The organism is Lysobacter sp. CC-YZS074, from assembly GCF_056739745.1.
The window spans coordinates 2,546,618-2,560,902 of record NZ_CP200301.1; the positions used below are offsets into that span (position 1 = coordinate 2,546,618).

The following is a 14,285-nucleotide window of genomic DNA, read 5'->3' on the forward strand; positions in this document are numbered from 1 at the left end:
CGAATGCCGCCGAGCGTCCGCGCAGCGAATAGAGCTGGTCGGTCATCCTGCCAGCACAGCCACCACAACCGCGTAGCAGCCTAGCTGGCGATGTAACGCTGCAACTGGTCCAGCTCGACCTGCTGGTCCTCGATCACCGCCTTGACCAGATCGCCGATCGACACCACCCCCAGCACCTCGCCATCGCGGACCACCGGCAGGTGGCGGATCCGCCGATGGGTCACCAGCTGCATGCAACGGTCGACGGTGTCGTCGAGGCCGACGCTGACCACGTCCGCGGTCATGATCTCGCGTACCGCGGTGGTCGACGAGGAGCGTCCCTGCAGCACGATCTTCCGGGCGTAGTCGCGCTCGGACATGATTCCGGCCAGCTGTCCCTCGTGGATCACCAGCAACGCGCCGATCCGCTTCTCGGCCATCAGCCGGATCGCGTCGATGACCGGCGCATCGGGGCCGATCGCAAAAACCTCAGGCGCTTTCGCTTCGAGCAGGTGCCGCACGCTGCGCATGGCTGCCTCCTTGGGCCGTGACCTGCCCGGAGGATACGCCCGCGCCGGGCAGCCACGCGTCAACAAGGTAGAGCGGCCGCTGCTTGGACTCTTCGTAGAGCCGGCCCAGGTACTCGCCGATCAGTCCCAGGGCGATCAATTGCACCCCGCCGAGGAACAGGATCACCGCCATCATGGTCGGCCAGCCCTGTACCGGATCGCCGAACAGCAGCGCCTTGGCGATCACCCACGCGCCGTAGGCAAAGGCCACCACCGCGGTCAGCAGGCCCAGGTACGTGGCCAGCCGCAATGGCGCGGTCGAGAAGCTGGTGATGCCCTCCAGGGCCAGGTTCCACAGGCGCCAGAAATTGAACTTGCTGGCGCCGGCCGCGCGCGGTTCCCGGTGGTACGGGATCGCGATGCGGTTGAAGCCGACCCAGCCGAACAGCCCCTTCATGAAGCGGTGGCGCTCGCGCAGCTGCCTCAGTGCGGCCAGTGCGCGCGGCGACAACAGGCGGAAATCCCCGGTGTCGGCGGGAATGGGCGTTTTCGACAGGCGACCGATCACCCGGTAGAACGCGTGCGCGGTGCCGCGCTTGAGCCAGCCCTCGCCCTCGCGTTCGAGCCGGGTGCCGAACACGTCGTCGAAGCCTTCGCGCCATTTGGCGACGAATTGCGGAATCAGCTCCGGCGGGTCCTGGCCGTCGGCGTCGAGGATCAATGCCGCGCCGCGCTCGACGTGGTCGAGCCCGGCGGTCAGCGCGAGTTCCTTGCCGAAGTTGCGCGACAACCGCAGCAGCGCAATGCGCGGGTTGTGTGCCGCCAGCGATTGCAGCACGGCCCAGGTCGCGTCCGAGCTGCCGTCGTCGACATAGAGCACGCGGCACTCGAGGCGGTGGTCGGCACGCACGGCCTCCAGCGCGGCATCGATGCGCGGCTGCAGCAACGGCAGGCTGTCGGCCTCGTTGAAGGCGGCGACGACGATGGTCAGGCAGTCGTGCGGGGCGTTCGCGCTCATGCCGGCATGTTAGCCGCCAGCCGGGCCTCTGTAGGAGCGGCTTCAGCCGCGATCGTGGAACCGGCGCGGACGGGCAATCATCCGATCGCGGCTGAAGCCGCTCCTACAGGCCTACGGTCGAGATCCTCGGACTGGAAGATCCGGTCAGTCCAAGCGTTCCAGATAACCCGCTCCGCCGATCTGCCGCATCTGGCGCTGGATGGCCCGGGTCCGCCGCTGCACGTAAGGGCCGGGACGGGCCGCACTGTACCGCCTGGGGCTCGGCAGCACCGCGGCCAGCCGCGCCGCTTCGGCCGGTCCCAGCTTCGAGGCGTCCTTGCCGAAGTACGTTCGCGCGGCGGCCTGTGCGCCGTAAACCCCGTCGCCGAACTCGGCGACGTTGACGTACACCTCGAGGATGCGCGCCTTCGGCCACAGCGCTTCGATCAGCAGCGTGTACCAGGCCTCGATGCCCTTGCGCACCCAGCTGCGGCCACTCCACAGGAACAGGTTCTTGGCCAGTTGCTGGCTGATCGTGCTGGCGCCGCGCACCTTGCCGCCGCGCGCGTTGCTGCGCCGCGCCTGCTCGATCGCATCCAGGTCGAAACCGTGGTGGTCGGCGAAGCGCTGGTCCTCCGAAGCGATCACCGCCACCGGCAGGTGCGTGGAGACCTCGTCGCGGTCGCGCCAGTCGTAGGCGAGCCGGAAGCCCCCCTCGCCCGCGCCCCACGCCTGGACCTGGCGAGCCAGCATGAACGCAGTGAACGGCGGGTCCAGGAAACGCAGCACCGCCACCTGCAACGTCGTGACCAGCACGAACAGCAACGGCAGTGCGAACAGCCAGCGCAGCCATCGACGGCAGCGGGGTGTCCTGTTTTCTCGTGTTGCTTGCACCGGTCCGCCTGAGCCCCCATTTCGGGCATTCGTCGCCATCCCGCGCGCATTATCCGCCATGCGCCCGATACCGGAGTGCCTGCCCATGACCCGAGCCACCGACCGGCCCGAACCCACCACGGCCCCGTCCGACAGCCTTACCCGGTTCCTGATCGAACAGGCCGGCGTGCGCGGCGTGCACGTACGCCTGCAGGACACCTGGCAGCAGATCCGCGCGCGCGTGGACGATGCCTTCGCGCAGGCGCCGGCCTCGGTGGAGATGCTGGGCGAAGCCACCGCCGCGGCCGCGCTGTTCACCGGTCATGCCAAGGTCGACGGACGGCTGTCGGTGCAGTTGCGCGGTACCGGCACCCTGCGCACGGTCTTCGCCGAATGCACCGCCGCCGGAACCGCGCGCGGCATCGTGCAGCTCTCCGAGGACGGGGGAGCGGTCTCCCGCGACCTGCGCGAGCTCGGCGACGGCGCGGTACTGGCGATCACCATCGAGAATCCCGCCCGCGGCGGCCGCGAGCCGGTGCGCTATCAGGGACTGGTGTCGCTGCAGTCGCCCTCGTTGTCGGAGGCGTTCGAAGACTACTTCCGGCAATCCGAGCAACTCCCCACACGGTTGCTGCTGGCCAGCGACGCCGGCCATGCGGTCGGACTGATGCTGCAGAAGCTGCCCGGTGACGCGGGCGATGACGACGGGTGGACCCGGGTGGGGGCGCTGTTCGACACGCTGGGCGTGGAGGAACTGCTGCGGGTACCGGGCGACGTCCTCATCGACCGGCTGTTCCACGAAGACGGTGTGCGGTTGCTGGGGCACAAGCCGCTGTCGTTTGCCTGCTCGTGCTCGCGGGAGCGGGTCGAATCCATGCTGGTCTCGCTGGGCGAAGACGAGGCGCTCGCGGCGGCGGCCGGAGGCGAGGCCAAGGTGCGTTGCGAGTTCTGTGGGGAGCAGTATCGTTTCAGCGAGGACGCGATCCGCGGGTTGCTGGCCGTCTCCGCGTCCGAACTGGGCGCTCCGCCGCGCTCCCAGTGAGTCCGTCTTCACGCTGCGTTGATTGTTAAGGATTCATAAACCCGATAAGATCGATCCACCTGGATTGGGGAACTACGCCGGTTCGCTCCGGTCGTATCGACACCGATGGACGTGCGCCTGCTCCGCCTGCCGTTAGCCCTGCTGCTCGCCCTTGGCGTGGCAACGGGCGTGCACGCACAGTCCAAACCGGCCGCACGCAAGGACGCCACCGTGCTTCCGGTGTGGAACAACGCCAGCGGCAAGCTCGAAGCCGTGCTGTTGCTGGAACCGACCGGCAGCTCCACCACCAGCGCGCGCTGGCGTGCAGGTCGCACGACGCTCGATGCGGCGTTCGGACTCGAGGCCGGGGACACACTCGGCCTGCTGTGCGACCGCAAGACCGGGCTCGCGGGCACCATCGGCAACCTGGCCAACCACTGCCTGCTCGCCGCGCTGGAGCAGGACGGTCCGCGCGCCAACGGCAGTCGCCAGTCCAGCATCGGCGCCGGCATCAGTCGCGCCGGGACCCGGCTCGCCCTGGCGATCGGCAAGGGCCACGACACCCTGCCGGCCTGGCTCAGCCCCGGTGGCCGCAGCAACCAGTTCGACCAGAACACCCTCACTGTCTACGGCCAGCAGAACATCGGCCGCGAAGCCACTGTTTCGATCGGCGGCACCTGGGCACGCGCGCGACTCATCCCCGCCGGCGACGTCCCCACCCTCGCCGATCGCTGGAACAGCCAGAGCATCACGGTGGGCGCCGGGCTGGGAGACTTCGGCGCGAATATCGTCGGCCGCGTCGTCGACACGCCGGACGAACCCGGGCATTGGGAAGGCCTCGGGGTCGGGCTGACCTGGCGCACCCCCTGGAGCGGCCAGCTCACCGTTGGCGCCGAGAACGTGGTCACCCGCGGCAAGAACCCGTTCGCGCCCGACAACGCGGACCAGGACGAAGGCACCGTGCCCTACGTCCGTTACGAACAGGACCTCTGAGTCCAGCGACCGGTCGCGGCGGCGGATTTTTTGTCGCGCCTGCCCTCTTCTGAATTCCGGACGGCGGCCCATACCTGCATACGCAGCGTTTCCGCATGCCTGCGCAGGCGCGCGGGACGGGTACAGCGACTACACCACCGTGCACGTCGGACGTCTTCCGATCGCGCTTTTTTTCGCTCGCTTGGACGCTGAATGCGACCGCCGACCCTGTTCGCGTTCGCGAATTTATAGCAAGTTACTGATTTGACAGTAATTATCGCGACGAAAAACGGTTTCGGACCGATTTGTTAACGACACTTTAATTTTCTCCAAAGCAGGGCTACCATCGGCCGACCTTGCCGGATTTGGCGTCTTTCTTGACTTCACCGGCGGGGTTCCCATGGGACACCAAGACTCACTTGGAGAGAGAGATGACCTTGAAGACCACCAAGCTCCGCGACGCGATCTCCTTCGCGCTCGTCGTGGGCGCCACCGCCGTCACCGGCTCTGCGTTCGCGCAGGACGCCGCCCCGGCCGAGCAGGAAGCCACCACGCTCGACCGCATCGAAGTCACCGGTTCGCGCATCCGCCAGGTCGACGCCGAAACCTCGCAGCCGATTCTGTTGCTGGATCGTGAAGACATCGAGCAGTCGGGCCGCACGTCGGTCGCCGAACTGCTGCAGAACATCGCCGTCAACGGTGCTCCGATCAACACCCAGGTCAACAATGGCGGCGACGGCTCGTCGACCGTGGACCTGCGTGGTCTCGGTTCCAACCGCACTCTGGTGCTGGTCAACGGTCGTCGCTGGGTGACCGGTCTGGGCGGCAGCGTCGACCTCAACACCATCCCGTCGGCCATGGTCGAGCGCATCGAGGTCCTGAAGGACGGCGCTTCCTCCATCTACGGCTCCGACGCAATCGCCGGTGTGGTCAACGTCATCACCCGCCAGAACTTCGAAGGTGCCGAAGCACACGCCTACGTCGGCCAGTTCTCGCAGGGCGACGGCGAGCGCACCTCGGCGGACTTCACCCTCGGCGCCAACAGCGACCGCGGCAACATCGTGCTCGGCATCTCGCATCACGAAGAAAAGTCGGTCATGGCTGGTGATCGTGAGATCTCCGCCGATCCGGCGTTCGGCTTCGGTCGCTCGCGCTACAGCGCGCTCGACGACCACGGTCAGATCTGGGAGCTCCTTGATGCCGCTGGCAACCCCACCGGCGACATCAGCGAAGCCGAATCCGTTGCCCAGTACGTACTCGACGACGGCGCCGATGGACGCGACCTGGACAACTACCATCCGTTCAGCAGCGCTGGCGGCGATGGCTACAACTTCGCGCAGGACAATTTCCTCCGGACGCCGCAGGAGCGTACGTCGCTGTATGTGCAGGGTCGCTTCGACCTGACCGACAGCGTTTCGTTCAAGACGGACGCTCTCTACAACGAGCGCCTGTCGGCCCAGCAGCTTGCGGGCTTCCCGCTCGGCGAAGGTAGCTATCTGTCGGGTGAGCAGGGACTGTCGGCGGACAGCTACTACAACCCGACCAACGGCACGCCCGAGGCGCGCGAGCTGAACTGGAGCCGCCGCCTGGTTGAACAGGCGCGCTTCTATGAGCAGGACGTCAAGACGTGGCACTTCTACGGCGGTTTCGAAGGCTTCTTCGACATCGGCGATCGGGGTTTCAACTGGGATATGGGCTATGCGTTCAATCGCAACGACCAGATCGACACCCAGGTTGGCGACGTCAACATGCAGAACCTTCGCAATGCCACCGGCCCGTCTTTCATGGATGCCGACGGCAACATCGTCTGCGGTACTCCCGGCGACGTGATTGAAGGCTGCACGCCGTTCAACCCGCTGAGCTCCCCGGGCGAAATCCAGGGCGACATGCTCAGCTACATCCTGTTCAACGCGAAGGACAAGTACCAGAACACGTCCAAGAGCTACACCGCGAACATCAGCGGCGACCTGTTCGAACTGCCGGGTGGCATGGCCGGTTTCGCGGCCGGTTACGAGCACCGTAAGGAATCGGGTTACGACATCCCGGACGCGTTCGTGTCCGCTGGCCTGACGTCGGGCAATGCCCGCCAGGCGACCTCGGGTGCATACTCGCTCGACGACTTCTACGCGGAAATCCTGCTGCCGGTACTGTCCGATGTGCCGGGCGCGCAGTTGCTCGAGTTCAGCCTTGCCAGCCGCTACTCCGACTACAGCAACTTCGGCGAGACCACCAACAGCAAGTTCGGTTTCAAATGGAAGCCGATCGACTCGCTGCTGGTTCGTGGTAACTGGGCGCAGGGCTTCCGCGCCCCCACCATCAACGATCTCTTCGGTGGTGCAGCAGCCAGCTACGATACGTTCGGCGATCCCTGCTCCATCGACAGCCCGTACTACGAGCGTCCCGAGGTGCAGGAGCGTTGCGCTGCCGCAGGCATTCCGACCGACTACGTCCAGCGCACGAACTCGGGCGAAGCCTACTTCGGCCAAACGGTATTCCCGTTTGACTGGGTGCCGAATCAGAACCTCGGTCCGGAGACCGCGACCAACAAGACCTTGGGCTTTGTGTACAGCCCGGAGTTCCTGGCCGGCTTCGACATCTCCGTCGACTGGTGGCAAATCGAACTGGAGGAAGCGATCAGCCGTCCGACCGCGACCTACATGCTTGATCAGTGCTTCGTCGAGGGCGACCAGGGTTTCTGCGACATTCTCTATGTCGACGGTGAGCTGACCCGCGATCAGTTCGGCACGATCACCTATCTCGCCCGCGGCCTGCGCAATCTTGCCCAGACCAACGTCGAAGGTTGGGACGTCAGCGCCCGCTACCGTACGGCCGAGACCGCTTGGGGCCGTTTCTCGTTCATGTGGGACAGCTCGTACATCTCCAACTACGAGTCCCGCTCCACGCCCGAGGGCGAGTTCAACTACGTGGTTGGCCTGTACAGCGCAGGTGCGCCGACCTGGCGTCTGCGTTCCAACCTCAATGCCGACTGGACCATGGGCGATTTCGGTCTGAGCTGGACTACCCGTTACTTCTCCGGCATGGAGGAAGACTGCCCGACGTTCGCGCTGTCGCACTGCTCGGATCCGGATCGTCGCGTCGAAGCGGGCGCCGAGCCGCGCAACCACATTGGCGCCACCACCTACCACGACGTCCAGGCGCGCTACAACACGCCTTGGAACGCGACCGTGTCGGTCGGTGTGAACAACGTGTTTGACAAGGACCCGCCGGTTTCGTACCAGCAGGCGAACTCCAACTCGTTCGACTACCAGTACGACACCCCCGGGCAGTTCTACTACATGGAGTACCGCCAGCGCTTCTGATCGATCCGTCGATCGAAGTGAGTGTCAGGAGGCGGCCCCGGCAACGGGGCCGCTTCTCTTTTGGGCGGCGCGATACTGTGGAGACGTAGAATTGAAATTCGACCAACGACCAACCGCCGACATGCGTGGAACCACACCATCCGCGGTTTCAGACGTCCACCGCGCCCGCGCCCGGAGCGCGGCCGAAAGTGGACGCGCGGGCGAGGCTCTCCAACACTTCCGCGCACTGCTGGAGGCCGTGCCCGACGATGCCGAGGCACTCAACTACGTTGCCGTCCTTGAGCTGTCGGCCGGCCGCGTCGCCGAGGCCGGCCACCTGCTGCACAGAGCGCTGCTGGCACATCCGGGCGACGTGCCCACTCTCAAGAACAAGGGGCTGCTGCTGTTGCGGACCGGACAGCTCGACGAATCCGAGCAGGTATTCCGTGGACTGATCAAAAACGATCCCGAATTCTTCGTGGCGCGGCTGTATCTTGGCGTCATCCTCGAACGACGCGGCGATGCCCGTGGCGCCACCATCGAATACTTCAGCGCTGTCTCCAGGGCGCAGTCGCTGGGCTACTGGACTTCACCCGCAACCACCCCTCCCGGCATCCGGTCCGCGGTCGAGCACGCCATGGCGGCCGCCCGTGACGGCAGGGGCCGTCTGCTCGCGGCGGTGCTGGCCCCGCTGAAGGAGCGCTTTGGCGCCGGATCGCTGGACCGGGTCGAGCGATGCCTCGCCAGCCATCTGGGGGGGACACGCGCCACACCTCCGGACAGCAGACAGAAGCCCCAGTTCCTCTACTTCCCGGACCTTCCATCGGAGCCCGTGCTGTCGCGCGAACTGTTCCCGTGGTATCCGAAGCTGGAGGCCGCCACCGACGCGATTCGCGAAGAGCTGCTCGCGGTACTCGGGGACCAGCCACAACTGGAACCTTTCCTGGGCGAGCCACCGCCGGGAATGAAGTCCAGCTATCTGGGCGGGAACGGCGAATCGGACGCGCCACGCTGGGACGCGTTCTTTTTCTACCGGCATGGGCAGACTTTCGAAGAGAACGTTGCCAAGTGTCCCCGCACGGTTGAAGCACTCGACCAGGCGCCGATAGTGAGGATCCGCCAGCACGCGCCCGAAGCGCTGTTCTCGGTGTTGGGTCCCGGGTCGCACATCCGTCCCCACCACGGTGTCACCAACACCCGCGTCGTCACCCACCTGCCCCTGATAGTTCCGCCTGATTGCCGGCTGCGGGTGGCCGACCATGTCCACACCTGGGAGCCCGGGCGCTGTTTCACCTTCGACGACACGTTTGAACACGAGGCGTGGAACAAGGGCACGGCGACCCGCGTGATCCTGTTGTTCGACGTCTGGAATCCCCACCTGACCGAGGTGGAGCAGATCGCGCTGGCGGAGCTGGTGGCCGCCATGGGCGACCTCGACGCTGAGGCGATGTGACTTCGGAAATGGAAAGCCCCGGGTTCGGCCGGGGCTTTCGAGGTCTTAGAAGCGCGCAGGCTACAGCGACTCCGCCACCCGCTGCTGCTCATCCTTCAAAGCCTGCGGCATCCGCGGACCGTAGGTGTCGAGGTATTCGCCGATGCTGTCGAATTCGGCCTTCCAGCCCTCGCGCTCGAAACCGAACAGCTTCTCGCGCGCCTCGTCGCCCAGTTCGACTCCGTCGAGGTTGAGGTCGGCGGTGGACGGCAGGTGGCCGATCGGGGTCTCGACCGCGCTGGCCTCGCCCTTTACCCGGCCGATCATCCACTCCAGCACGCGCAGGTTGTCGCCGAAGCCGGGCCAGAGGAACTTGCCGTCGTCGCCCTTGCGGAACCAGTTGACGTGGAAGATCTTCGGCAGCTTGTTCTCGCCGTTGTCGAACGACAGCCAATGGCTGAAGTAGTCGGCGAAGTTGTAGCCGCAGAACGGCTTCATCGCCATCGGGTCGCGGCGCATCACGCCGACCGCGCCGGTCGCGGCGGCGGTGGTCTCCGACCCCATCGCGGCGCCGACGAGGACGCCGTGGGTCCAGTCGCGGGCCTCGAACACCAGCGGCACCAGCGAGGCGCGACGGCCGCCGAAGACAATCGCGCTGATCGGCACGCCCTCGGGGTTCTCGGCTTCCGGCGAGTAGCTCGGGCAGGCCTTGGCGCTGACGGTGAAGCGAGAGTTGGGGTGCGCGGCCGGGCGCTTGTCGGCGTCGTAAGGTTCGCCGCGCCAGTCGGTGGCGGGCTCGCCGTAGCCCAGGCCCTCCCACCACGGCTGGTTGTCCGCGGTAACGCCGACGTTGGTGAAGATCGCATCGCGCTGCAGGCAGGCCAGTGCGTTGGGGTTGGACTTCCTGCTGGTGCCCGGAGCGACGCCGAAGAAGCCGGCTTCCGGGTTGATCGCGTACAGGCGGCCGTCCTTGCCCGGACGCATCCAGCAGATGTCGTCACCGACCGTGGTGATCTTCCAGCCGTCCTTCAGGTACCCCTCCGGCGGGATCAGCATCGCCAGGTTGGTCTTGCCACAGGCCGACGGGAAGGCCGCGGCAATGTGGTGGGTCTCGCCCTGCGGGTTGGTGATGCCGAGGATCAGCATGTGCTCGGCCAGCCAGCCCTCATTGCGCGCCTGGTGGGAGGCGATGCGCAGGGCGTGGCACTTCTTGCCCAGCAGCGCGTTGCCGCCGTAGCCCGAGCCGTATGACTTGATCGTCAGGTCCTCGGGGAAATGCATGATGAAGCGGCGATCGGGGTCGAGCTCGCCGGTGGAGTGCAGGCCCTTGACGAAGCTGGCCTCACGCTCGATCCGCGCCAGCGCCGGCGCGCCCATGCGGGTCATGATGCGCATGTTGGCGACCACGTACGGGCTGTCGGTGATCTCGACGCCGCAACGCGACAACGGCGAATCGATCGGGCCCATGCAGTACGGGATCACGTACATCGTGCGCCCTTCCATGCAGCCTTCGAACAGCGCGTCGATCTTGGCGTGGGCCTCGGCCGGGGCCATCCAGTGGTTGTTCGGGCCGGCGTCGTCGCGCTCGGGCGTGCAGACGAAGGTCAGGTGCTCGACGCGCGCCACGTCGTCCGGGCTGGAGCGGTGCAGCCAGCTGTTGGGATGGGTCTGCTCGTTGAGCCGGATCAGGGTGCCGTCGGCCTCCATCGCGCGCACCAGTTCCGCGTTCTCCGCGTCGCTGCCGTCGCACCAGTGGATCCGGTCGGGACGGGTCAACGCGGCGACCTCGGCGACCCAGGCGTTCAGCGCCTCGAGTTTGCTGCCGGCAGTCGCGGCGACGGGTACAGCTTCGGAAATGGCATTCACGGCATTGGCCTCCAGCCGGTGGGTTTCGAAAACGGGAACGGAGTGGACCCGGACGCGCCGGTCACTCGGAGGGAATCAGGGTCGCCATTACGTGCTCGACGTAGGCTTCGAACTCGTCGTGCTGCAGCCGGGCCTGGTGCAGCTGCAGGTTGAGCTGCAGGAAGCCGATGTAGGCGGCATACGCCAGCCGGGCACGGTGCTGGGCATCCGTACGCCCCAGGCCGGCCTGGCGGAACGAGGCGGTCAGGTATTCCATCCGGCGCTCGGACACCCGCCCGATCACCGGCTGCACGGCCGGGTGGTCGAGGGCCTTGAGCAGTTCCGAATAGATGACGTGCGACTTGTATTCGTGCGCGACCAGGTTGAACAGCGCGCGCAGGCGCTCGCTGGGATCGGCGATGGCTTCCAGCTGGCCGAACACCTGCTCCTGCTCGACCTTCTCCCAGCGCTCCAGCGCCGCCACCAGCAGGGCGTCGCGCGAGGGAAAGTGCCAGTAGAAGCTGCCCTTGGTCACGCCCAGGCGCCGGGCCAGCGGTTCGACAGCCACCGCGGCCACGCCCTGCTCGGCGATCAGGTCGAGCGCGGCCTGGCCCCAGTCGTCGGCGCTGAGGCGGCCATTGCGTTCGGGACGGGCGGTGGCGGCGGGCGTGTTCATGAGGTCACGATTGTAGCAACCGTACGGCACCGACGGGGAGCGTACTGAAGCGCGGCCAGGCGCGTGAAGTTGACACGGTGCCGGAGAGACTACCATACTCGTGCGTATGTTGATCGGCGGGGCAGTGCCCGCGCCTGTCACGCCGCAGTGATTACCTTTAATTGTCAGTCGCACCGCCGCTGGAGCGTCCACATGAGCATTGCCGTCCCTTTCCTTGCCCTCCTCCTGGTGGGCGGGTTCGCCGCCTACCATCGCCTGCGGTTGCCGACTTGGGCCGTATTGACCGCCGTCGTCCTGTTGGCGTGCTGGCTGCTCGGCGCCAGCGGTGTGGCCACCGTCGTGGCCGGCGTGATCGCCGCGATCATCGCGGTGCCGCTGCTTCTGCCGCAGATCCGCCTGCCCTTCATCAGCAAACCGTTGCTCGGCTTCTACACCAGGATCCTGCCGCCGCTGTCGGAGACCGAGCGCTCGGCGCTCGAGGCGGGCACGGTCGGTTTCGAGGGCGAACTGTTCTCGGGTCGCCCCGACTGGCAGGTGCTGCTCGACCAACCCGCCCCGACCCTGACCGCCGAGGAGCAGGCCTTCCTCGACGGCCCGTGCGAAGAGCTATGCCGGATGACCGACGACTGGGACATCACCCACGTGCGCGCGGACCTGCCTCCGCAGGTCTGGGACTTCATCAAGAAGAACAAGTTCTTCGGGATGATCGTGCCCAAGGAGTATGGCGGCCTCGGCTTCTCCGCGCTGGCCAACCACAAGGTGATCCAGAAGCTGGCATCGATCTCCTCGGTGGTCAGCTCGACCGTAGGCGTTCCCAACTCGCTCGGCCCGGCCGAGCTGCTGATGCACTACGGCACCCGGGAGCAGAAGGATCATTACCTGCCGCGCCTGGCCGATGGCCGTGAAGTGCCGTGCTTCGCCCTGACCGGCCCGTGGGCCGGTTCCGACGCGACTTCGATCCCGGACTTCGGCGTCGTCTGCATGGGTGACTGGAACGGCGCGAACGTGGTCGGGGTCAAGCTCACGTTCGACAAGCGCTACATCACCCTCGCGCCGGTCGCGACCCTGATCGGCATGGCGTTCCGGATGTACGACCCGGACGGCCTGCTCGGCGACCGGCGCGACATCGGCATCAGCCTGGCGTTGCTGCCGCGCGAAACCCCGGGGATCGACATCGGCCGCCGCCACTTCCCGCTCAACAGCCCGTTCCAGAACGGTCCGCTGCACGGTCGCGAGGTGTTCATCCCGCTGAGCCAGCTGATCGGTGGCGAGACCTATGCCGGCAAGGGCTGGCAGATGCTGGTCGAATGCCTGTCGATCGGCCGCTCGATCACCCTGCCCTCCACCGCCAGTGGCGGCGCCAAGCTCGGCGCCATCGTCACCGGCGCGTACGCGCGGATCCGCAAGCAGTTCGGCCTGTCGATCGGCCGCTTCGAGGGCGTGCAGGAGGCGCTGGCGCGGATCGCCGGCAACGCGTACACGATCAGTGCGTTGTCCGAGGCGTCCGCCGCGGCGGTGACCCGTGGCGAACTGCCGGCGGTGCCGTCGACGATCTCCAAGTACCACTGCACCGAGATGGGCCGCCAGGTCGCGCAGGATGCGATGGACATCCACGGCGGCAAGGGCATCATCCTTGGCCCGAAGAACTACCTCGGCCGTAGCTGGCAGGCCTCGCCGATCGCGATCACGGTCGAGGGCGCCAACATCATGACCCGCTCGCTGATGATCTTCGGCCAGGGTGCCATCCTGTGCCATCCGTGGGTGCTCAAGGAGATGAAGGCCACCACGCTGGCGGACGAAGACGAGCGCGTGCGCGAGTTCGACCGCAACCTGTTCGGCCACATCGGCTTCGCGATCTCCAACGCGGTGCGATCGCTGTGGTTCGGCCTGACCGCCGCGCGGCTCGGCAAGGCGCCTGGCGACGCCTACACACGCCGCTACTACCGCAAGCTCAACCGCTACTCGGCGGCGCTGGCGCTCTGCGCGGACACCTCGATGCTGCTGCTCGGCGGCAAGCTCAAGTTCAAGGAGTCGCTGTCGGGTCGCCTCGGCGACGTGCTGAGCCAGCTGTACATCGCCAGCGCCGTGCTCAAGCGCTACGAAGACCAGGGCCGGCCCGAGGCCGACCAGCCGCTGCTGGCCTGGTCGCTGCTCAACGCCGTGCACAAGATCGAGGTCGCGCTGTCGGGCGCGCTGCGCAACTTCCCGGTGCGGCCGGTCGGCTGGCTGCTGTGGGCCCTGATCTTCCCGTTCGGCCGTCGCGCCACCCCGCCGGGCGACCGTCTCGGCCGCCGTGCCGCCTCGCTGCTGATGTCGCCCAACGAGGCGCGCGACCGCCTGGCCGAGGGGGTGTTCACCACCCCGGGCCCGAACAACCCGGCCGGCCGGGTCAACAGCTACCTGCAGGCCGTGGTGCTGGCCGAACCGGTCGAGCGCAAGTTCCTGAAGGCGATCAAGAACAGCGACATCGAGTCGTTGAGCTTCGCCGAGCAGCTAGATGAAGGCGTGCGGGAAGGCTGGATCAACGCCGACGAGCGCCGCCAGCTGGAAGCGCTGCGCGCGATGACCGTCGACACGATCAGCGTCGACGACTTCGACCCCGAGGAACTGCGCTCGGCCGGCTATCGCGACGAATCGCCAGACCGGCGCGCGGTCGCCTGACCACCACCGCGGATTGATGGA

Annotated in this window: 10 protein-coding genes; 5 read left to right on the forward strand and 5 right to left on the reverse strand. The window is 66.7% G+C overall.

Annotated features, from left to right (window positions below):
- Nucleotides 1-80: 80 nt before the first annotated feature.
- The 3 genes from U8331_RS11540 to mtgA form a co-directional block, all read right to left on the reverse strand.
- Entirely contained in the window at nt 81-509 is a 429-nt protein-coding gene (locus U8331_RS11540; protein WP_481131176.1) for a CBS domain-containing protein, read from the reverse strand.
- Nucleotides 469-1,506, reverse strand: a complete 1,038-nt coding sequence (locus tag U8331_RS11545) for a glycosyltransferase family 2 protein (RefSeq protein ID WP_481131177.1) — start codon at nt 1,504-1,506, stop codon at nt 469-471. The genes U8331_RS11540 and U8331_RS11545 overlap by 41 nt, the downstream gene beginning before the upstream one ends.
- 144 nt (nt 1,507-1,650) lie before the next feature.
- Nucleotides 1,651-2,418: a monofunctional biosynthetic peptidoglycan transglycosylase gene (mtgA, locus tag U8331_RS11550; protein WP_481131178.1), complete on the reverse strand. Its 768-nt coding sequence runs from the start codon at nt 2,416-2,418 to the stop codon at nt 1,651-1,653.
- Nucleotides 2,419-2,464: 46 nt separating this feature from the next.
- Between mtgA and hslO the strand changes: the two genes are divergently transcribed.
- The 4 genes from hslO to U8331_RS11570 all read left to right on the forward strand — a co-directional run bounded on the left by hslO (nt 2,465) and on the right by U8331_RS11570 (nt 9,103).
- Nucleotides 2,465-3,400 carry an Hsp33 family molecular chaperone HslO gene (gene hslO / locus U8331_RS11555; protein WP_481131179.1) on the forward strand — a complete coding sequence of 312 codons (936 nt, stop codon included), beginning with the start codon at nt 2,465-2,467 and terminating at the stop codon, nt 3,398-3,400.
- Nucleotides 3,401-3,511: 111 nt separating this feature from the next.
- Entirely contained in the window at nt 3,512-4,372 is an 861-nt protein-coding gene (locus tag U8331_RS11560; protein WP_481131180.1) for an XOO1806 family protein, read from the forward strand.
- A gap of 410 nt (nt 4,373-4,782) precedes the next feature.
- Nucleotides 4,783-7,671: a TonB-dependent receptor gene (locus U8331_RS11565; protein WP_481131181.1), complete on the forward strand. Its 2,889-nt coding sequence runs from the start codon at nt 4,783-4,785 to the stop codon at nt 7,669-7,671.
- A 91-nt stretch (nt 7,672-7,762) separates the two neighbouring features.
- Nucleotides 7,763-9,103 (forward strand): aspartyl/asparaginyl beta-hydroxylase domain-containing protein, encoded by a 1,341-nt coding sequence (locus U8331_RS11570; protein WP_481131182.1) that lies wholly within the window; start codon nt 7,763-7,765, stop codon nt 9,101-9,103.
- 60 nt (nt 9,104-9,163) lie between these two features.
- Here U8331_RS11570 and U8331_RS11575 read toward each other — a convergent pair whose 3' ends face one another.
- Nucleotides 9,164-10,948, reverse strand: coding sequence for a phosphoenolpyruvate carboxykinase (GTP) (locus U8331_RS11575; protein ID WP_481131183.1), 1,785 nt, complete (start codon nt 10,946-10,948; stop codon nt 9,164-9,166).
- A 61-nt stretch (nt 10,949-11,009) separates the two neighbouring features.
- Entirely contained in the window at nt 11,010-11,603 is a 594-nt protein-coding gene (locus U8331_RS11580; protein ID WP_481131184.1) for a TetR/AcrR family transcriptional regulator, read from the reverse strand.
- Nucleotides 11,604-11,795: 192 nt separating this feature from the next.
- Here U8331_RS11580 and U8331_RS11585 point away from each other — a divergent pair, with 192 nt between their 5' ends.
- Complete coding sequence (locus U8331_RS11585) at nt 11,796-14,264, forward strand: acyl-CoA dehydrogenase (RefSeq protein WP_481131185.1); 2,469 nt, start codon at nt 11,796-11,798, stop codon at nt 14,262-14,264.
- Nucleotides 14,265-14,285: the final 21 nt, after the last annotated feature.

Bases quoted from the DNA above. Each gene is read 5' to 3' on its own strand.
- U8331_RS11540 (WP_481131176.1), bottom strand. From the start codon at position 509: ATGCGCAGCGTGCGGCACCTGCTCGAAGCGAAAGCGCCTGAGGTTTTT.
- U8331_RS11545 (WP_481131177.1), bottom strand. From the start codon at position 1,506: ATGAGCGCGAACGCCCCGCACGACTGCCTGACCATCGTCGTCGCCGCC.
- mtgA (WP_481131178.1), bottom strand. From the start codon at position 2,418: ATGGCGACGAATGCCCGAAATGGGGGCTCAGGCGGACCGGTGCAAGCA.
- hslO (WP_481131179.1), top strand. From the start codon at position 2,465: ATGACCCGAGCCACCGACCGGCCCGAACCCACCACGGCCCCGTCCGAC.
- U8331_RS11565 (WP_481131181.1), top strand. From the start codon at position 4,783: ATGACCTTGAAGACCACCAAGCTCCGCGACGCGATCTCCTTCGCGCTC.
- U8331_RS11580 (WP_481131184.1), bottom strand. From the start codon at position 11,603: ATGAACACGCCCGCCGCCACCGCCCGTCCCGAACGCAATGGCCGCCTC.
- U8331_RS11585 (WP_481131185.1), top strand. From the start codon at position 11,796: ATGAGCATTGCCGTCCCTTTCCTTGCCCTCCTCCTGGTGGGCGGGTTC.